The sequence below is a fragment of the Rossellomorea sp. QJM3NY_18 genome, assembly GCF_056173145.1.
In genome coordinates this window covers 1,413,817-1,432,526 of record NZ_CM149659.1, presented here as the reverse complement: position 1 = coordinate 1,432,526, position 18,710 = coordinate 1,413,817, and the positions used below count along the sequence as shown (strand labels likewise).

Below are 18,710 nucleotides of genomic sequence, written 5' to 3'. Positions count from 1 at the left end.
TTTAACAAATCAAGGAAATTGACTGAGCGCTCACTCCCCGCGCTCAGCCTCTCCCCTCTAAAAAAAGAAGGACACCCTCATCCTTCTTTCCATTCATCCACTAATATTCCATACAATATCATGTCATATCGATTCCCGTCTCTTTGCAGGAACTGACGGAAGCTTCCTTCTTTCGTGAACCCCAGTGATTCATATAAACGGATCGCTCTCTCATTATACGAAAATACCGTTAACTGAAGACGATGTAAATTCAACTCATGAAAGGCATATGCAAGGAGACACTGCATGGCTTCCCTGCCGTATCCATTCCCCCATGACTGTTCGTCACCGATGGAAATCGAGACCCATCCCACACGATGGCTCCAAAGAATTCCGTCCAATTCAACAAATCCGATGATTCTGGCGTCATCCTTCAGGCGGACCGCAAAACGATAGGCATTGTCACCCGGATTACCCATCCATTTCTTGATTTCTTCTTCTGATTTCGGTTTATGGGGGAGGGCATCCAATAGTCTTTGCACTTCTTCATTTTGATTCCATTCCCTTATTGCCGAAACGTCTTCTTCCTGAAAGCCTGATAGATATATTCTTGTACCGGATAATAACCGTTTCATCATTTTCACCTCGATATATGTATTCGAGATATTCCTTTGTTTTCCTTTATTGACCCTGCATAAGGTTTGTCAACGCCTGTTTGTTGACTTTACCCACATTGGTTTTCGGTAATTCTTTTACAAAGTGATTCTTCTTCCTCTAAAAAAAGACCCGGAAGACTCCAGGCCCAATTTCTTCACCAGATCATTTCTGCCCACTCGGGGTGATCAATGAATGGATTTCGATTTCCTTGATACTGTTCAAATATAATATTATTTCTGCGGACTTCCCTTTCATCAACGGGATCTTCTTCGTTCCATTCGAGAAGTACGGACATTTTCCCCATATAAGGGGCACTTCCGTTGTTGACGTTATTGTTCAATTCCAAATCTACTTCCCCGCTGTCCCCTTCATAGCGAACATCCATGTAGAAAATCATTCGGGCCACGTCGCCTTTCACTTCATCACGAGGCTCCCATGAATCGCTATCATAATAGTTGCCCGGGGCTTCACTCTGCTCGTTTCCACCATTATCGAAGTCAAGGTTTCCTCTTGTAGAGTTGACCGTAACATCCGTGGGCCTTAAATGATGAAGGTCCGTCCCCGGTCCCTGTGCCGTTCCGAAATCACCATGGGATTTAGCCCACACGTGTTCACGGTTCCAGTCGTTCACCCCTCCGCCGTTTGTCGTTTTCGATTGTGAGCGGCCAGAGTAGAGGAGAATGACGTTATTCGAATTATTCGGATCTTCATCCGTATTGCGCAGCGCACCCCATACAGCATCGTAAGAAAGGGTTTGATGATCATCGATAATGTTATGCAGCTCAGTTTTCAGGGCATCGCCCGTCTTTCCTTCAGCCGTGTTGTAATATTCTTCATAAGTTGGTGGATCGGTCGGATCGGATGGAGGGTCGGCCGGGTCTGTTTCCCCGCCTTCCAACGATTCAAACGCCGATGTCGACTTCACTCCCGGGTGGGAAAAATAGGCCGTCAAGCTGCCAGTCACCTTGATTTTTTCACCCATTAATCCCGGGTTACTTTGGAGGCCAAAGCTTGACCGGTATGAAGATGGGATTTGGACATATATCATCTGATCCGTATTGGCCTCTGATGGTGAAGCCGCTAATGCCAATGCATAATCATTCGGAAAATTATTTGTGACAACTGATGAGCCCGAGATCGGCTGCCCGACCACATATCCTTCAACGGACTGAATAGATCCATTTTGGTTTGAGATGGCTTGATCCACCGTATAAGGGGAATTCCACGTCCCATTTCCAGCAGCACTCATTTGACTCGGTGATACTTGACTGCACGCAATCGTAAAAATAAATACAAGGGCAAAAATACCGATGACTTTTTTGTGTATGGACTTCAAATTGCTTCTCCTCCTTTGAATACATTACTCATTTAGCGTACAACACCAATTGTCATAATAGGGTAAATTTTGTGTAAATAAGGGAAAATGAGTCTTATTTCACAAAGATCAAATGGTGATTTTGGTACATTTCACCAACGTAAAAAGTGCCCCCTCTCAAACAAATCTTTAAAACTATCATGTTCCCCCATCCCCTTTTCCTATATAATGAATCTACTAAATGTTAGTGAAATTGGGGGATTCATCCTTGGAGATATTTCAGCATTTTCAGCGTACCATCATCAAAAATTATCTTTTAGGCAGTTTTATAGCAGTGTTCGGTGTCGGGTCTGTGTTCATTTTCCAAACCCTGTCCCTTAAGGAAGACGAATTCATTGCCATGGGAAGCATCATCTTTCTTTCGATTGTCACGATGTTCGGTTTTGAATTTCTCGTATACCAGGAGCATATTCGTCCAATTAAAGACGTTTACCATAAGACGGATCCGACCATTAGATTGGATCTTCTCCTAACCGCCTATCACCAGACAGAAAGGTTCCCGCTGTTAACGGTTAAACGGATCATGTTTCCCCATTTTCTGGGACTTGCCGTTCCGTCAACCTTGCTGACAGTGGTCTTCATCCGGGGAGGCTTTCTTTCCATTCCATACTCTTACATTCTTTACGCCTGGTGTGGTGCATTTTTAGTGGCGATCCTTCATGCGTTGATTGAATTTTTCTTAACCTTCAAAGCTTGTCACAAGCTCCAGGGAGATCTGATCAGGAAAACGATGGAAAGGTATGGAGTCGATCCCTCAAAGCAGTCCACTCTATTTATCAGTTTAAAACAAAAGATCCTGGCTGCTTCGTTATTTCTTGCCCTGTTTCCGATTCTGCTGTTTTCACTTGCCTCACAGATTCGCTTATCCATCACGGACTCAGCTCTTCTAGTTGACTACTGGAAATGGGCGGGTGCCTTGATCCTTATTATCACGGTACTCGCCTTCTATGGGGCGATCCTTATTTTCAAAAGCATTGAAGGACCAGTAAAAGAATTGGTCAACCGTTTTGAAAAAGTGGAACTGGGTCATGTTTCACCTGCTATAAATACGTATACAGACGAGTTCTCCCACCTCTTTTCGGGATTTAACCATATGGTAGAAGCCATCAATCTCCGGGATCAGAAAAACGTGCAGCTCCTAGACCAGTTTTTCGCAGTGGTGGCAGGCACATTGGATGCCCGCGACCCTTATACTGCCGGCCATAGCAAGCGAGTGGCGGAATATTCCGTAATGATTGCCAGACAGTGTAAATGGTCTCTAGAGGAGATCGATTTACTCAATAAGGCGGCCCTCCTTCATGACATCGGAAAGATCGGGATTCGCGATGATGTGCTTTTAAAAGAAGGTAAATTGACAGATGAAGAGTTTGATCAAATCAAGCGTCACCCTGTAATCGGTGAAGAAATTGTTAGAGGGGTTCAGTTGACGGAAGAACTCCTGCCCATCTTACCCGGGATTAAGCATCACCACGAGCGTATGGATGGTTTCGGTTACCCAGATCGATTAAAAGGAGACGAGATACCCGTATTCGGACGGTTGATCGCTGTCGCCGATGCATTTGACGCCATGACATCTGACCGCCCTTATCGTAAAGGGATGCCTTATGGGAAGGCATTCTCCATCCTGCAGGAAGGAAAAGGGACACAGTGGGACAAGGAGTTTGTGGAGGCCTTTTTGAAGACGATGGAAAAGGGGTCCGGGGATACAAGGCAGACAGGATGAACACCTTCATCCCACACCGGGGATTCGTTTCAAACATTAATTTTTAAAAAAAGAAGGCGCCCCTCTTACAAGTCGCCTTCTTGGTCGTTCTATTTTTTAAACTGTACATCCCATTCATTGATCGGCCAATAGCGAAGGTCCACTTTCCCGACAATCTGCTCACGGTCGACAAATCCGAAATAGCGACTATCCATACTTCCCCGGCGATTATCCCCGAGAACGAATATCTTACCTTTAGGAACTGTTTTTTCACCTGTGATTTCCTGCAAGGTAAAGTCACCCGTCAGCTTACTCCCGATGTACTCCTGCTTGAATTTCTCTAAATAGGGTTCGGGATAATACTCCCCATTCACGTAAAGTTTGTCATCTTTGTACACGATTTTATCACCAGGCAAACCAATGACCCTCTTCACATAATCTTCTTCTTCATTTGCATGGAACACCACTACATCAAAGCGGTCCAATTCTCCTATATGATAGCCGATTTTATTGACAACAAGTTTATTTCCATCCTGCAGTGTAGGCATCATGGATTCGCCTTCCACCACATAGTTGGAGAAGAGAAAGGTCCGAATGATGATGAATATGATTAATCCAATTCCCAAGGCTTTGATCCATTCAAGTCCTTCTCTTTTTACCTCTTCTCTCAATTTGATTCCTCCTGCTTTTTCCGTTCTATTCGTTGGTCTAATTCCATTTTCTTATTCAGATGTATCTCAATTCTTTTTCCGACAAACCATAACACAAGAATAATAGCCACAACGATTACTGTACGAATTGGTTGTTTAACTAATGATATAATATCATATCCTATAAAACTTATGGTGAATATCATCACCATTTTCCCTGTCACCACCGCCAGCATATATTGAGCGATGCTGATGGAGGATAATCCTGCCACCACATTTACAACCGCAGACGGAGTAAATGGGAAACATAAAAGGATGAACAGCGGTCCAAACCCATGCCTGTCTACCCATTTCGTCAATCGACTCACTTGCTTATTCTTTCTTAAGAAGCGAAAGACCCGTGCCTCCCCGTATCTCCTCACCAATAGAAAGACAATCAGTGCACCAAGCGTAGCACCGATCCACGAGAACAAAAAGCCCCACCATAAACCGAAAGCATTCGCATTGGCCGTCACAAACACCACCAGGGGCAAGAACGGAAGAAATGCCTCCAGCAATGGAAGGAGGATTCCGGGAATCGGTCCAAATGAACGATATTGCTGAATCAAATCCATCATATTTTCAAGCGTAAACCAATCTTTTATCTTATTGATATCCATATTATATGTTTCCCCTTAAACGACCATGAACTTCGCTTTCACTACTTACTCTCCCATCATATCACACCGGAACAGGATTTCCATATTTCAATTTCACGCGTCGTTTTTATTAATACACGTTTTCCTAAAGCGGGGGATTGTAAACCTCATGCGGAAGGGTAATTTTTTCGGGACGGGCCTATGAGAATCTGCCGAACGTCTAAAGGTGGTCATTCCCCTTCTCCTACTCCGATTCCCTCAAAAAAACTGCCATCCCCACTGGAATGACAGTTCTCCCAATCCTCTATAAATGCTCCCCGAACCAGTCCACGATTTCCTGTAAACGGGCTTCCCGCATGGATGGCTTTCCTGTACGGGAGAGGTTGTGGTTGGATTCCGGGAAGCGGACGAACTTCACCTCTTTATTCTGTCGCTTTAATGCGATGAATAATTGTTCTGCCTGCTCGATCGGACAGCGGTAATCATTTTCACCGTGAAGGATCAATAGAGGAGTGTTCATATCCTTCACGTAGGCGAGGGGAGAGTGCTTCCACAGAGTTTCAACGTCCCCAAGGTCGCTTTGGATCTGCCACTCGGAGAAATAGTAGCCGATGTCGCTGACTCCATAAAAGCTGATCCAGTTACTGATCGATCGCTGGGTCGCGCCCGCTTTGAACCTGTCGCTGTGACCGAGGATCCAATTGGTCATGAAGCCTCCATAGCTTCCACCGGTTACGCCAAGGCGGGATTCATCAATGAACGGAAATTCCTTCAGTGCATAGTCCACTGCCTTCATGATATCTTCGTAATCCCCGCCGCCATAATCACCCCTTACGGCATCGACGAACTCCTGACCGTAGCCGTGACTTCCACGGGGATTGACGTATAAGACAGCATATCCACAGTTTGTCAGCACCTGGAACTCATGAAAGAATGTGTTTCCGTACATCGTGTGCGGACCGCCATGGATTTCGACGATAAGTGGATACTTCTTTCCTTCCTCAAACCCCGCAGGTTTCATGATCCAGCCTTGTACCGGCCAATCTTTTGCCCCGTTGTACATGAACGATTCCGGAGAGGACAGTTCCCTCGCGGCACGCAGGTCCCCGTTTAAACGGGTGATGGTGGTCAGTTCTCCGGTCGGGACATGCAGTGTATACAATTCTCCGGGCTCTGTCGGTCTGCTCATGGCCAACAGGATGGTTTGGCGGTCCGAATCCAGGTCGAATCCGTATATATGCTGCTCTTCCTGTAAGAGTGCAGGATAAATGGCCCCCTCGATGTGAGCATAATAGAGAACCGTATTTCCCGAGTCCGATGCCAGAAAATAAAAACTTTCATTGTCCTTTGACCATTGTATCCCCGTCCGCGACGAGCCTTGGAGGCTGTCGCTGTTAAGATGATCCCCTACCGGAACATCCATCCCTTCGGTCAGGCAAATGCTGTGCCCGGTCTTAAGTTCGTGAATCCATATCTTATTATGAGTTGCGTTTTCAAATTCACGATTATGGCCAATATAGGCCAGGCGCATGCCATCCGGGGACCAGCTTGCTTCTCCGTAGTATCCCGGCTCTCCGTTCACTTGTTTAAGCACTCCCGTTTCAAGGTGAAAAAGATATAGATCGGACTGGAATGAAAAGTCCCTGTCTTCTTTCCTGTCTGTCGATACGGCAAGGTACCTTCCGTCAGGGGACCAGGAATGAAGCGTGTAGTCATGCTCATCATTCGTGAGCCTTTTCATTTCCTTCGTTCCTATATCCACACATGCTATCTGTGAATATGAATTATCATGGAAGCCGCGATCATCACTTTTATATTTCATGCTTGTTGTAACAAACGGCTTTGGTTTTTTCTCTTTTTCTTCTTTATGATCGAACGTTCCGCCTTTATCTAAGCGAATGGATAAGGCAATCTTTTCACCGCATGGAGACCACACAGGATTCGAGACCGCATGCGGACAGTCCGTGACTCGCTCTGCTTCTCCTCCATCCCGACTGATGAGATAAAGCTGATTGACACCGGACCGGTTGGAGATGAAAGCAATCCTCCTTCCATCAGGTGACCACCTTGGTGACGAAATTCTCTGTTCCCCAAACGTCCATTGACGAATGGATTTTTCTTTTAGGCCGATACTATGTAAGGTTGAGAAATATTCATCTTTTTCTTTACACATCACCGTTTGAATATATACAGCTTCTTCCCCACCCGGTGAGAGCGTTGGATCCGATACAGCCTTTAATTCGTAAAGGTCTTTTATGCTCATGCTTTTCTTCATACTATGGCACCTTCCTTTCATTCTGTACTGTTATATTTTCGACACTGAAAATACGAATCCTCCACGGATAAAAACCTGCGATCCCCTTCATAATAGAAACAAATTCAAATTCTACAATTTTCCCTATTGAAAGTAAATTGAAATCAACGTAAAATATTAAACACGAACACACGTTCTATATCAAAGTGAAAAGGAGTCTTTTCATATGACAAGGATACCGGAGACCGATCGGAATATTTTGGAGCAGGCAATCTATCTGCCCATGGTGCTGACGATATTGAATCGCGACCTGCAAATCGTCGACAGCAGCCCATTTAAATTAAAGAGACCGTATTTAGAGATGATCGAGGAGACGATGAAGGTCATACAGGGAGAACTGGCCCATGTTAAAAAGTATATGAGGACGAATAAGATGAAGGTGGAACGGATTCAATCGGATGATGCTTTTACGATGTATATGTTTTTGTATAAGGGATATGAAGAGCATCATAATTACTTCAATCCACGCCTTCGGAACCGGGTGGAGGATTTAATGAGACATTATTTGTTTCGCCGTTTCACGGAATCAAAGACCGATACAACAAAAGAAGCGTGATACTCTGCTCACGCATCGGTTTTGTGGATATGTCGATTCAAATAGAACGTCTTTACATTATGCATTTCAGTCTGGACTTTCGTATTATATTTACTTTCCATTTCGGCGATCCGCTGTGTATAGGCAATGCGTAAATCCGAGGTGCGGAGCATTTGATTTTCAAAAGAACTGTAAGAAATGGGAACCGTGCAGGATTCATTGTTTTGTAGGAAGATTCGTGTTGATCCATTTGTCAACCGTTCATATCCCCGAACATGGGAGTGGGAGATCCAGGCACATTCCTGCTTCACTGGAGAGGATGTCGGGAATAGATAAATGAACATATCAGGGTTGACCATGATGGGGGCTTTGTAGATGATACCCGTAAGTTTTTTCGTACCTTCTTTCCTGCCTTCATAAGAACAGCCAAAGAATTCACAACTTTTCTTCAGAATTTCAAAGGGTTTGAACGGAGAAATCAATACGTCATCCACCTCTATTATTTTCGTGAATGTCCTGGCGCCATATTCCATAGGCTGAAGGATCATCGTATGGGGATTTACTTCATATTCTTCTATAATTCGAGATTTTTCTCTCATTTCATCGCCTCCATTTACATTTTTCACCAAAATAATACCATAAATTCCGAGGGTTGTCTCTCATATTTTTAAAAATTCTGATATTTATCTCCCTCTACTGATTTATGAACAAAAAATTATCAGAATATTTAATTTTTTGGTTGAATTTTTATTACTTACCCCATATACTAGTAAAAAGAATTCAGGGGTGACGTATATGGAAAGCAAAAAGTCCTATACAGAAATGATGAAAGCCGCTGCCATGACCCGGAAGAAAGCCACTGAAAGAAGCGTAATGGAAATATATATCGATATGGTCCTGCATGAAAGTATTTTAATGACCCGGAAATCCAAACTCCTAATTGACATTGATGCCGCCCTGGATACTAAGGATAAAGTGCTATTCATGAAATTATCAAAGGAATTGAATGAATTGAACGTTAGTTACGGTTAATCATACTAAATGGCTGACTCCATCTGAGTCAGCCATTCCCTTTTAATTGGACGGGCCTTCGGTACCTTCAGTGCATGACTTCCTCCCCATTAGCTAATCCTAATGGAAAATCTATACACGATGGAGCGAATCATCATGATCCTACTGATAAAAGTTTTGGTCCTTTACTTGATCACCATAGCGGCTATGAGGCTGATGGGTAAGTCTACGATCGTCCAGATGACCCCTTATGACCTGGTGGCCATCATCATCGTCGGGACCATTGCATCTGAGCCATTGATTTCAACAAAATTCTGGCCGACCATCACAGCCCTCATCTTTCTTGTAGGGCTCCATGTGCTGTTTTCATTCCTTACGTTAAGTCAATGGGGAAACAGATTCTTCCTGGGAGAGCCGACATTGTTAATAAAAAATGGGGAAATATTAGAAGATAACCTGGAAAAATCAAAAATCTCACTCATTCAATTAACGTCCATCCTCAGATCTCAAGGGTACCCCAAAATTTCTGATGTGGACTATGCGATGCTTGAGCCGATCGGTGAAGTGAGTATCATTCCCAAGGTAGAAAACACTCCGGTTACCGTGGAACATCTCAAGTTAAAGATCGACGACGAAGGTCTGCCGATTTCAGTCATAGTGGACGGTAAGATCCAAACCCGGAATTTGAGACTCCTGGGGAAATCTAAGGATTGGCTGGAAACTCAACTCACCAACTCCAACCTGCATCACAAAGATGTCATCTTCGCCTACATGACGGAAAAAGCAAAGAACCTTGTCATCAGCAAAAGAGAAAAGGCCTAGGTGAGTAACCAGGCCTTTTTATCTTTACTCTTTTTTCTTTTCCGCCTCATATTCTTCAAGCATCGACAAGCGCTCAAGCATGGTAGGGTGTCCGTAACGGAAGATCTTCACCAAAAGCGGCGGATTCACTTGGGATAACCCCACCTTCGATAATTTCTGGAAGGACGAGATGGCCGATTCCTTATCACCAGTCATTTCAATGGCGTAGCGGTCCGCCCTCGTTTCCTGATACCTGGAAATCCAGTTGCTGAGTGGACTGATCGTAAACAACAGCATGGATGTGATCATTAAGAATAATGGAAGGGAGCTCAAATTCGAGACTCTCGATACTTTCAAATCATCACTGTGATTGGCCACGATACCCCTCATCAGCTTAGCCGTCAGGAACAGTCCGAAGAAGGACAAAACGAGATAGATCCCGATCCCGATATAGATGTGCTTTTCCACGTAATGAGCCATTTCGTGGGCCATGACAAAGAGGATTTCCTTGTCTGTCAGCTTTTCAAGGGTTGTGTCCCATAAGACGATCCTGGAATTGGATCCCACTCCGGTGACGTACGCGTTAAGGGAATTGGTCTTCTCAGACATATCGACTTCAAATACGTGGTCTGCAGGGATATCCGCCCTGTCGGCCAGGGATAGGATCTGATCCTCCAATGCTTTATCCTTCAATGGATAGAAATCATTATAGAGGGGATCTATCAGTACAGGCTGTACAAACATCATGAAAATCGTGAATGGAACAGACAAAGCCCAGGCCGCCAGCCACCAGCGCTGTTTAAAACGTTTCATCAAGGCATACAGGACCGAGACGATGATGAACATGAGCAGATAATTCACCCAGAAATCCGTAATTTCGTCCTTCATCCACATGGAAAACGTTTGAGTGGAAATGTGGTAGCTTTTTGAAATCTTATAAGAAATATACTGCAGGGGGAAAATCGCTACAAACGAAGTGATCGATAACCAGAATAAGAAAATGGCCGTTTGAAGGAACCCGTTCTTCACCGTTCCCCTTGCCCATTTCTCAAACACACGTGATACACCGAAAATCAGGATCAAGAAATAGAATAACCATTCATACGGAGTGGATAAGAAGAACAAAAGATTCTTGATTTTTGAAAAGTCCTCACTCAACAGAATTTCTTTATTATTCATAAAGGTGGCCGGGTCCGCACTGCTTCCCTTATACATTTCAGGTAAAGTGGAATCCGCCAGGAAAAATAAATACACATATAAAAATAAGCCTAATAGCAAATAAGCCAATATCGATCTAAACGCCCATTTTCTAGCCAACATACTTCCTCCCTTCACGTTCTCATTACTTATATGTAATACCCTGTCCAAAGTTTTAGAACCTAAACACGGACGGTGAGTGAAATGGTGCCGTTCATGCAGGGAAAATCGTATACCTGCTTGTTCTGGTGATTTACGTGCCACATATCCGCCATATCTTCATTATATCTGCCAGAATAAAATTTTATCTGCCCTTTTCATAATTTATCTGCCATTCCACAACGACGCCTATGCTCAATAAAAAAAAGCCACGATTCCGTGACCAATAACCTTCTACATTATGAAGACTGTATACAAAGACAAAACGAAAATCGCCCCGATCACCACAAGGATCACGTTGGCTCCCAAGAACGCAATGGCAAAGGCAGCTACCGTCCCCACAGCTCCAAACAGGAGGTTCCCTTCCTGTATCAAAAGAATGCTCGGGAATATCAACGCTCCCAATACAGCAAAAGGAACATTCTTCAGCACCCCTTGAATAAAAGGAGGAAGCTCCTTTCCCTTAAATACAAGGAAAGGGAGCATTCTAGGTATGTAGGTAACTACGGCCATTCCAATAATCATCCACACAATCGCAGGATTCATTTGGTTTCTCCCCTCACTTTTAGCATGACGACTGCCTCTACAATCACGGCAGAAGCAATCGTAGCGGCGACAATCGACCAGCCGTTTGAAAGGTTTGTGGTAAACAAAAGGGTACTATTTAAAGCACCAGCCACCACGGCTAAAAATGTGACCTTTACGCTCTTTTTCATAGAAGGAACGAGAAGCCCGACAAACATGGCATACAAAGCAATGGTCATACTGGCCTGGAGGAACCCGGGGAGGACTTCTCCGATAAAATATCCCACCCCGGAGTTCACGACCCAGCTTCCATATGAAATGAGGATGACCCCAACGACAAACCCCGGCTTTACTTTCCCCTCTTTAACACTGATGACCGTGAAGGTTTCATCCGTAATACCAAACGCATAAAAAAGCTTTTTAAACAAACGGTCTTCTTCAAGCTTCTCACTTAACGATGCAGACATCAGAAAGTGACGGATGTTTACAATGAACGTTGTAAGGATGATTTCAATAATCCCGGTACCAACCGCAATCAGACTCAAGGATATATATTGAGCGGCCCCCGCGAACACGAGCATGCTCATCAAGATCGTCTCCGTCACTGTAAGCCCGGTAGTACGTGCCAACAGTCCAAACGTCAGGGCCACAGGCATATATCCAATGGCAATGCTGACGCCACCCTGCAGGCCATAGCGAAAATCGCTCACTTTTTTCGTAGAAAGAAGTGCTTCCATCCCCTCACATCCTTTATAATAAGTATTACTCACTGTTTTAATTTTTCGATAATTTATTATATTATACATATAGACGTTATAATAAACAAGAGGAGTTTAATTCATGGAAAATTTCCCGATACAAATTGGTGATAATATCAGAAAGATCCGGAGAGAACGGGGGTTCAGCCTTGAACAAATGGCTGAACGGACAGGGGTCAGCAAGGCGATGATAGGTCAGATTGAACGGGGTGATTCGAATCCTACCGTTGCCATTCTGTGGAAGATAGCCAATGGCTTGAAGGTATCCTTTTCTTCCCTTATCGAAAAGCCGAGCAACCAGGTGTCCATCATTCATTTTGAAGACGTTCAGCCTGTGCTTGAAGACGATGGCAACTACATTGTTTATCCCATCTTCCCTTTTGACCCCTTAAAGAAGTGGGAAAGCTATCGTGTGGAAATGAAACCGGGTTGTACCTATCGGAACGACGGACATACGAAGGGTGTGGAGGAATACATCACGGTCCTCTCAGGAGAGGTTTCCCTGAAGATTGCAGAGGAAAAGTATGATTTGACGGCAGGAAGTTCGATTCGATTTGCCGCTGACTCCGGTCATGCATACTCCAATGAGTCGAATCAAGTAGCTGTCTGCCAAATGGTCATCTATTACGGGGAAGAGTAAAGAGGCTGGGACATAACTAAATCCATTTCTCCTAAAGGCGAACAATCATAAATTCAGTTAGGATTGCTTGCTAAACCGCTTTTGATTTCCGTGCAAGACTTCGCTTTCCTCGGGCGGAAGGCGAGCCTCCTCGTCGCTTTTCGCTCCTGCGGGGTCTCACCTATTCCGCTTTTCCCGTAGGAGTCTTCGTCTTGCACTCCAATCAAAAGCTAGATCCTACTATATATATTGAATGTGCTTTAGCAATGTTAACAAAAGGGTCATTCACCAAGATAGGTGTTATTCGTATACAGACTGTAGTTTTCTAATTTTCAATCATTTGGGGTGTGTCGAAGCAGAATGAATCATTCGCAGTGACCTTAACCGTTACTTATACAAATACTCTTTCTAAACAGATGCGAATGATTAATAAAATCACAGTTGATGTATGCAATAGGTGAAGCGATCTCGACATTACAAAGTGATAGTGAAACACTTACGCTTGGAAGTTGATTGGAGCGGAAGGTGCTCGACTCCGACGGGAATAGCGGGAAAGTTGAGACCCCGCAGGGCAAATGCCTGAGGAGGCTCAACTCACGCCCCGCGGAAAGCGAGCACCTGCAGCGGAAATCAACCACTTACATTCAATAAAAAATCCGAACGATTTCGATTTTCAAAAAAGAATTTCGAATGATCGTTCGGATTTTCTTTCAACTAAATACTTTTGTCCCAACCTCTTTTTTTCTCAGGTGTCAAACTTTGGAACTGACCAATATACTATTACATCTTAAAGTTGAGAGGAGAATATTGAACATGACTCCTTCCCTGCCCTCATTTGACCTCCAATTCGATCATGCTGATTTACGGGAGCTGAAACGTGACATATGGAGTAACACCCCCGTTCCGGCTCAATTGAAAATAGAAGATACCGTACATGACATCCATATCCGGTACAGGGGATCCTATACACGGGAATTGGAAAAAAAATCGTATCATATAGAATTTGCCAAAGAACCCGGCTGGGACGAATCATCAGAACTACATCTGAACGCAGAATCCATTGACCCCTCCCATTTCCGCAATAAACTTTCCCTTGATTTCATGAGAGAACTGGGCATCCACACACCGGAGAGTAAGCATGTATTCGTTACCCTGAAGGGAGAACCTCTTGGTTTATACCTTCAGTTGGAATCTGTGGATGAGATTTACTTAAAAAAGAGAAATCTCCCCCCGGGAACGATCTATTATGCTGTCAGCGACAAAGCTGACTTCTCACAAAAGAGAAAGCGGGGCCTGACATCAGGATATCAGCGAAAACTCGGTAATATGGAAGATGATCACCATCTCATTCATTTCATCAGGAAGATCAATTCACCTTCAACCTTCTCACATGAAATCCCTCAGCTCTTACACATTGAAAATTACTTGAGGTGGCTTGCCGGGGCTGTCTGTACGATGAATAATGATGGATTCACCCATAACTACGCTTTGTATCTGAACGGGATAGATAAACAATTTTCCATCATACCGTGGGATTACGACGCTACGTTTGGAAGGCGGGTGAACGGGGAGGCCATGGAATGGGATTATGTGCCGATTACGGGGAAAACGAAAAACAAACTGACCACCCAGCTGATGAAACGATCCGGTTTCCGGAAATTATATAAAGATATATTGGAGGAAATTCTTGATACGAGCTTCAATGTGACCTACCTTGAAGACAAAGTGATGAGTTTACATTCTTCCCTGAGACCCTATATCCTGATGGACCCCCATTTTCAGAAAGATATTGATTTATATGACCGGGAACCCCCCTTCATCCTTCAATTCATTGAAGATCGCAGTGCTTTCCTGAGACAGGAGTTAAAGTATTTCTAGACAAAAATAAAGCGTGGGAACAAGAAATTCCCACGCTTTCCATTAACAGAACGTATCCTTCGGTTTTGGAACGGACAGGCCGAACAGAGGACGAAGATATAGTGCAAGGAATGTGCCGGCAAGGGCGAGAACTCCCCAGATGTAACCGTGTAGGCTGAAGGAAGCAATTCCTCCGAAGTAAGCGCCGATGTTACATCCAAATGCCAAGCGGGCACCATATCCCATCAACAGTCCGCCAATGACCGATGCCATGGCATTTTTACCAGTGATCTTATTGAAGCGGAACAACCCTCCGGCTGCAGAAGCCAGGAACGCTCCAAGAATGACACCGAAATTCAATACGGTTGTGGAATCAGCAAAGATTGACGCTTGAAGGGCCTCTGCGTTGGCTCCCGACCAATAGCCCCAGCTGGCAACATCTACACCGAACATTCCGGCAACCTTTGATCCCCATAACGCAAAGGCAGACGTAATTCCCCATGGATTTCCCCTCGTCATGAGAGTGAGAGCATTTAATACAGCAAGAACGATGGCAGCTGCGATAAGTGGCCAGGATCCTCGGAAGATCCGCTTCCACCCTTTTGCTGACGGAAGAACTGCCATACGCGGGGGATTCTTCTTCTTTTCGATTCGAAGGGTGACCCACGCAACAAATGCGAAGAATAACATGGAAACAACCCAAGCCCCGAAATAACCTAATCCGGTGGACGTGGCAAGCGAGATTGGCTTAAAGGAAGGAAGCTCCTCTGTCCAAAATGGTAGATGAGCCGCTCCAACGGTTGCACCTACAATAAAGAATAACAGCGTGATGAACATGACGGAACGCCCTCCACCAATCGCATAAAGGGTTCCAGAAGCACATCCTCCCCCCAGCTGCATCCCGATTCCGAACAGAAAGGCTCCAACAATCAGGCTGACACCGACTGGTGACACATAGCCTGCCGCTTCCCCTCCAAAAAATGTGTATCCTGTAGCAAGAATCGGTGCAAACAAGGTAACGGCAACGGCAAGCATCACCATATGGGCACGCATCGACTGACCGTTCCCCACAGACATCACCCTGCGGAAGGCAGAAGTGAATCCGAATCGTGCATGAAATAATGTATATCCTAACAGAAGTCCGAGAACGAGAAGCATAGTTTGGGCTATTTCTTGCGTAAAGAGCAGGTATAGACCAAGAACCGCTGATACAATGATTCCACCAGCCACTAGTGAGGTTTGTGGCGAGTTCAATTCAGTACTCTTTTTCTCGGGACCTTTTTGTTCATTGATTGGTTGAACGTAGTCAGCCATAACAAATCCTCCTTAATCTTATTGATTTGGTTGGAATTCATTTTACAATAGTAATGGATTCTTCGGCTTCTGTCAAAGGATGAGCTTCCATAAAAAAACCACCTGAGCGGGAACACTCAAGTGGTATTACATTATGAAACCAGTGCCAACATGACCGGAATCGTCACGATACTCAACAGGGTCGTGACCAAGGTACTTGTTGATACGAGATCAGGTTCTGTATTGAATTGCAGTGAAAACATCGTCGTATTCGCAGCAGTCGGCATGCTGGCCAATATAATAAGAATCGAACCAAGTGTAGAGGAAATCGGCAGCAGGGAGACGATCACCAATGCCAGAATGGGCGAAGCGACCATTCTCATGATCACGATGAAGGATAATGCACTTCTCTCCACTTTCTTCCCTCCAAGAGTGGCCAGTTGCATCCCGAGAACCACCATGATCGTAGGGATTGTTGCTTGTGAGATCAAATCGATCGTTTGAGTTAAAAATAGTGGAACGTGAAGGTGCAATACCTGAAAGGCAAGCCCGATAAATGCACCATACAAAATCGGCATTTTGACAATCTTCATCCAGATTTCCTTTGAGCCACTCGCTTTGTCACTTCCACTTATGGCATAATACAATCCGATCGTATTCATAAGGAACGATTGAATCACCATCATGATGACCGCATAGCGAAAACCGAGTTCGCCAAACCCGAACAGAATGATGGGTACACCGTAATTACCCGAATTCATGAAAACCCCGGAAAGGATCATTGCCGATTCTTTCGGTTTTGAATAATTCCTGATCGCAGCCACTATTTTAATGGAAAGAATCAACATCACACAAAGTGCGATGCAAAAGAGAAAAATATAAAGATAGTCCATATTCAGTTCATTTTCGTAAAAGGTCTTGAACGCCAGAAATGGATACATTAAGTAGATGGCCATCTTCGAAATCGAATTGATCTCAAAACCAAGTTTCTTTTGACCTATATATCCAACAGCAAAGACCAGTAAGGCAGGCATTACAATCAATATTACATCCATTTATGTCACCACAATCTATTAAAATGAAAGATAGGCCTGACTACTAGAGTCAAGCCTAAGTGTACCATATTTACAGGAGTGGGATAATTAATCCGGCTAACAGCAGGATCAATGCGCCACCAAGTCGTGAAGAAATCTGTGCAAATGGCATAAGCTCCATTCGTTTGGATGCTGACAAAACGGCAACATCCCCTGTTCCCCCCATATTCGCCATGCACAGCCCCGCTGTGATGGCTGCTTCGATCGGATAAAAACCAACCAGTTTCCCAAGGATTGCCGCACCGATGATTGCCCCCAGGACCACTCCGAGTACAGTCAGGATATATTGAAGAGTCAAGGCCTCAAGGACCGTATTCAAATCCGTGTACGCAACACCGATCCCAAATAATAAAGCGAAAGTCCAGTTACCGGCTACAAATTGATACCACTGACTCGCTCCCTCTACTACATTTTGAGGAATGATATTTGAAATCTTCGCCACAGCGACCAGAATGATCATGATCGCATAGGGATGAAGCGGAAGAATGGATCCCAGCAAGGTACCGACCGTAAAGAATGTCAGGGCAGCGAGTAAGCCTACTCCCATCTTCTCAATATGATACTTCTGCTTTGTTTTCTCATAGGTAAAGCCTTTCATGAGCTGGCCGTTTCCACTCAGGGAAGGGACCTTTTTCCCGATAATATCAAGAACCGATGCCAGAATGATGGCAAATACATTTCCCAACGCAAGTGCCGGTACAAGCATCGATATATAATAGCTGGGATCATTCCCCATCATTTCTGAATAGATTTGACTCATCGGCACTGCGCCGGCTCCCATCCCACCACCCATGATTGGCATGGTAATGACAAGGATGGCTTCTTTAAGGGTAAAGCCGACAAGAGATCCAAATATACCGGCCACAATGACCGCTCCCGCCACTGCCCCGAAAATTGGCAGAAAGTAGCGAAGGCCCACCTTTACCAACACTTTCGAATTCATCCCCAATATACTTCCGGTAATTAACGTAGCAATATAAAAATTCAAGAATCCGCCTGACTTCATAAAGTCGGTCATGGATGTGACCGTGGTTTCAGGAAGCAGGCCGGCATAGACCATATAAGCCGCGCCGAAAATCGCTATGATTGCACCGCCTCCAAGGAATGTTTTCACGATGGGGGTACGGTCTCCCGCCCATCCAAATAATTCACCAAGGACCATCATGACGAGAAGGCTTCCGATCATCCCTCCCGGCAGATTCCCCGTGTACATGCTAACCAGCGTAATCCCTGCGAAGACCAGGAACCAAAGGATCGGCATATTAAAAACCTTTAGAGAACGATCTTTCGTATCCGTCACATCCTCTTTTGTTTTCCCATTTTCATATGAAAGTGTTGATGCAGGTTGTCCCATTTTGTTCATCCCCTTTGTCAATTTATAAGTACGAGCTGAATGCTGTAACACTCTTACCAGCACTCTCTTCCTTACACCCCTGTAATCGCACTTTAGCAACCGCTTACATTATACTCATTTTATGAAAACGCTTTACGATTTCATAGATTATGAAACTATTGTTTGTTTTTTGAAATTAAAATAAGCAGCCCT

18 protein-coding genes are annotated in these 18,710 nt (G+C 44.5%); 6 read left to right on the top strand and 12 right to left on the bottom strand.

Annotated elements, in window-relative coordinates; genetic code table 11:
• Positions 1–77: 77 nt before the first annotated feature.
• Positions 78–617 (bottom strand): GNAT family N-acetyltransferase, encoded by a 540-nt coding sequence (locus tag AC0VXY_RS07400; protein WP_475527836.1) that lies wholly within the window; start codon positions 615–617, stop codon positions 78–80.
• A 173-nt stretch (positions 618–790) separates the two neighbouring features.
• A complete protein-coding gene (locus tag AC0VXY_RS07395; RefSeq protein WP_475527835.1) occupies positions 791–1,885 on the bottom strand; it encodes an endonuclease in 1,095 nt (364 codons plus the stop codon).
• Between the two features lie 334 nt (positions 1,886–2,219).
• Between AC0VXY_RS07395 and AC0VXY_RS07390 the strand changes: the two genes are divergently transcribed.
• A complete protein-coding gene (locus tag AC0VXY_RS07390) occupies positions 2,220–3,734 on the top strand; it encodes an HD domain-containing phosphohydrolase (protein WP_435991973.1) in 1,515 nt (504 codons plus the stop codon).
• Positions 3,735–3,823: 89 nt separating this feature from the next.
• On the opposite strand, the gene lepB is transcribed toward AC0VXY_RS07390, so the two are convergent.
• The 3 genes from lepB to AC0VXY_RS07375 form a co-directional block, all read right to left on the bottom strand.
• Complete coding sequence (gene lepB, locus AC0VXY_RS07385; RefSeq protein ID WP_435991975.1) at positions 3,824–4,384, bottom strand: signal peptidase I; 561 nt, start codon at positions 4,382–4,384, stop codon at positions 3,824–3,826.
• Positions 4,381–5,022: a TVP38/TMEM64 family protein gene (locus tag AC0VXY_RS07380; RefSeq protein ID WP_435991977.1), complete on the bottom strand. Its 642-nt coding sequence runs from the start codon at positions 5,020–5,022 to the stop codon at positions 4,381–4,383. The genes lepB and AC0VXY_RS07380 overlap by 4 nt, the downstream gene beginning before the upstream one ends.
• A gap of 283 nt (positions 5,023–5,305) precedes the next feature.
• Positions 5,306–7,276: a S9 family peptidase gene (locus AC0VXY_RS07375; RefSeq protein WP_475527427.1), complete on the bottom strand. Its 1,971-nt coding sequence runs from the start codon at positions 7,274–7,276 to the stop codon at positions 5,306–5,308.
• 205 nt (positions 7,277–7,481) lie between these two features.
• Here AC0VXY_RS07375 and AC0VXY_RS07370 point away from each other — a divergent pair, with 205 nt between their 5' ends.
• The gene (locus tag AC0VXY_RS07370) at positions 7,482–7,871 is read left to right on the top strand and encodes a YhjD family protein (RefSeq protein ID WP_435991981.1); all 390 of its coding nucleotides are present in this window, start codon (positions 7,482–7,484) and stop codon (positions 7,869–7,871) included.
• 8 nt (positions 7,872–7,879) lie between these two features.
• Here AC0VXY_RS07370 and AC0VXY_RS07365 read toward each other — a convergent pair whose 3' ends face one another.
• Positions 7,880–8,449: a competence protein ComK gene (locus AC0VXY_RS07365; protein ID WP_435991982.1), complete on the bottom strand. Its 570-nt coding sequence runs from the start codon at positions 8,447–8,449 to the stop codon at positions 7,880–7,882.
• Positions 8,450–8,645: 196 nt separating this feature from the next.
• Between AC0VXY_RS07365 and AC0VXY_RS07360 the strand changes: the two genes are divergently transcribed.
• Positions 8,646–8,882: an IDEAL domain-containing protein gene (locus tag AC0VXY_RS07360; protein ID WP_435991984.1), complete on the top strand. Its 237-nt coding sequence runs from the start codon at positions 8,646–8,648 to the stop codon at positions 8,880–8,882.
• 135 nt (positions 8,883–9,017) lie between these two features.
• Complete coding sequence (locus AC0VXY_RS07355; RefSeq protein WP_435991986.1) at positions 9,018–9,683, top strand: DUF421 domain-containing protein; 666 nt, start codon at positions 9,018–9,020, stop codon at positions 9,681–9,683.
• A gap of 24 nt (positions 9,684–9,707) precedes the next feature.
• On the opposite strand, the gene AC0VXY_RS07350 is transcribed toward AC0VXY_RS07355, so the two are convergent.
• The 3 genes from AC0VXY_RS07350 to AC0VXY_RS07340 form a co-directional block, all read right to left on the bottom strand.
• A complete protein-coding gene (locus tag AC0VXY_RS07350) occupies positions 9,708–10,979 on the bottom strand; it encodes a M48 family metallopeptidase (RefSeq protein WP_435991988.1) in 1,272 nt (423 codons plus the stop codon).
• 273 nt (positions 10,980–11,252) lie between these two features.
• Positions 11,253–11,564 (bottom strand): AzlD domain-containing protein, encoded by a 312-nt coding sequence (locus tag AC0VXY_RS07345; RefSeq protein ID WP_435991990.1) that lies wholly within the window; start codon positions 11,562–11,564, stop codon positions 11,253–11,255.
• On the bottom strand, positions 11,561–12,280 hold the full coding sequence (locus AC0VXY_RS07340; protein WP_475527426.1) for an AzlC family ABC transporter permease: 720 nt from the start codon (positions 12,278–12,280) through the stop codon (positions 11,561–11,563). The genes AC0VXY_RS07345 and AC0VXY_RS07340 overlap by 4 nt, the downstream gene beginning before the upstream one ends.
• A gap of 103 nt (positions 12,281–12,383) precedes the next feature.
• Here AC0VXY_RS07340 and AC0VXY_RS07335 point away from each other — a divergent pair, with 103 nt between their 5' ends.
• Together AC0VXY_RS07335 and AC0VXY_RS07330 are read left to right on the top strand one after the other, a co-directional pair.
• The gene (locus AC0VXY_RS07335) at positions 12,384–12,941 is read left to right on the top strand and encodes a helix-turn-helix domain-containing protein (protein ID WP_475527425.1); all 558 of its coding nucleotides are present in this window, start codon (positions 12,384–12,386) and stop codon (positions 12,939–12,941) included.
• Positions 12,942–13,679: 738 nt separating this feature from the next.
• Complete coding sequence (locus tag AC0VXY_RS07330) at positions 13,680–14,798, top strand: CotH kinase family protein (RefSeq protein ID WP_475527424.1); 1,119 nt, start codon at positions 13,680–13,682, stop codon at positions 14,796–14,798.
• A 42-nt stretch (positions 14,799–14,840) separates the two neighbouring features.
• Here the strand turns inward: AC0VXY_RS07330 and AC0VXY_RS07325 are convergent, their stop codons facing one another.
• The 3 genes from AC0VXY_RS07325 to AC0VXY_RS07315 form a co-directional block, all read right to left on the bottom strand.
• On the bottom strand, positions 14,841–16,091 hold the full coding sequence (locus AC0VXY_RS07325; RefSeq protein ID WP_475527423.1) for a YeeE/YedE family protein: 1,251 nt from the start codon (positions 16,089–16,091) through the stop codon (positions 14,841–14,843).
• A gap of 131 nt (positions 16,092–16,222) precedes the next feature.
• Positions 16,223–17,125: an AEC family transporter gene (locus tag AC0VXY_RS07320; RefSeq protein WP_435992000.1), complete on the bottom strand. Its 903-nt coding sequence runs from the start codon at positions 17,123–17,125 to the stop codon at positions 16,223–16,225.
• Positions 17,126–17,195: 70 nt separating this feature from the next.
• Positions 17,196–18,518, bottom strand: coding sequence for a 2-hydroxycarboxylate transporter family protein (locus tag AC0VXY_RS07315; RefSeq protein ID WP_475527422.1), 1,323 nt, complete (start codon positions 18,516–18,518; stop codon positions 17,196–17,198).
• Positions 18,519–18,710: the final 192 nt, after the last annotated feature.

Bases quoted from the DNA above. Each gene is read 5' to 3' on its own strand.
- AC0VXY_RS07375 (WP_475527427.1), bottom strand. From the start codon at position 7,276: ATGAAGAAAAGCATGAGCATAAAAGACCTTTACGAATTAAAGGCTGTA.
- AC0VXY_RS07380 (WP_435991977.1), bottom strand. From the start codon at position 5,022: ATGGATATCAATAAGATAAAAGATTGGTTTACGCTTGAAAATATGATG.
- AC0VXY_RS07370 (WP_435991981.1), top strand. From the start codon at position 7,482: ATGACAAGGATACCGGAGACCGATCGGAATATTTTGGAGCAGGCAATC.
- AC0VXY_RS07395 (WP_475527835.1), bottom strand. From the start codon at position 1,885: ATGAGTGCTGCTGGAAATGGGACGTGGAATTCCCCTTATACGGTGGAT.
- AC0VXY_RS07340 (WP_475527426.1), bottom strand. From the start codon at position 12,280: ATGGAAGCACTTCTTTCTACGAAAAAAGTGAGCGATTTTCGCTATGGC.
- AC0VXY_RS07325 (WP_475527423.1), bottom strand. From the start codon at position 16,091: ATGGCTGACTACGTTCAACCAATCAATGAACAAAAAGGTCCCGAGAAA.
- AC0VXY_RS07320 (WP_435992000.1), bottom strand. From the start codon at position 17,125: ATGGATGTAATATTGATTGTAATGCCTGCCTTACTGGTCTTTGCTGTT.
- AC0VXY_RS07335 (WP_475527425.1), top strand. From the start codon at position 12,384: ATGGAAAATTTCCCGATACAAATTGGTGATAATATCAGAAAGATCCGG.
- AC0VXY_RS07365 (WP_435991982.1), bottom strand. From the start codon at position 8,449: ATGAGAGAAAAATCTCGAATTATAGAAGAATATGAAGTAAATCCCCAT.
- AC0VXY_RS07345 (WP_435991990.1), bottom strand. From the start codon at position 11,564: ATGAATCCTGCGATTGTGTGGATGATTATTGGAATGGCCGTAGTTACC.
- AC0VXY_RS07360 (WP_435991984.1), top strand. From the start codon at position 8,646: ATGGAAAGCAAAAAGTCCTATACAGAAATGATGAAAGCCGCTGCCATG.
- AC0VXY_RS07315 (WP_475527422.1), bottom strand. From the start codon at position 18,518: ATGGGACAACCTGCATCAACACTTTCATATGAAAATGGGAAAACAAAA.
- AC0VXY_RS07355 (WP_435991986.1), top strand. From the start codon at position 9,018: ATGATCCTACTGATAAAAGTTTTGGTCCTTTACTTGATCACCATAGCG.
- AC0VXY_RS07400 (WP_475527836.1), bottom strand. From the start codon at position 617: ATGATGAAACGGTTATTATCCGGTACAAGAATATATCTATCAGGCTTT.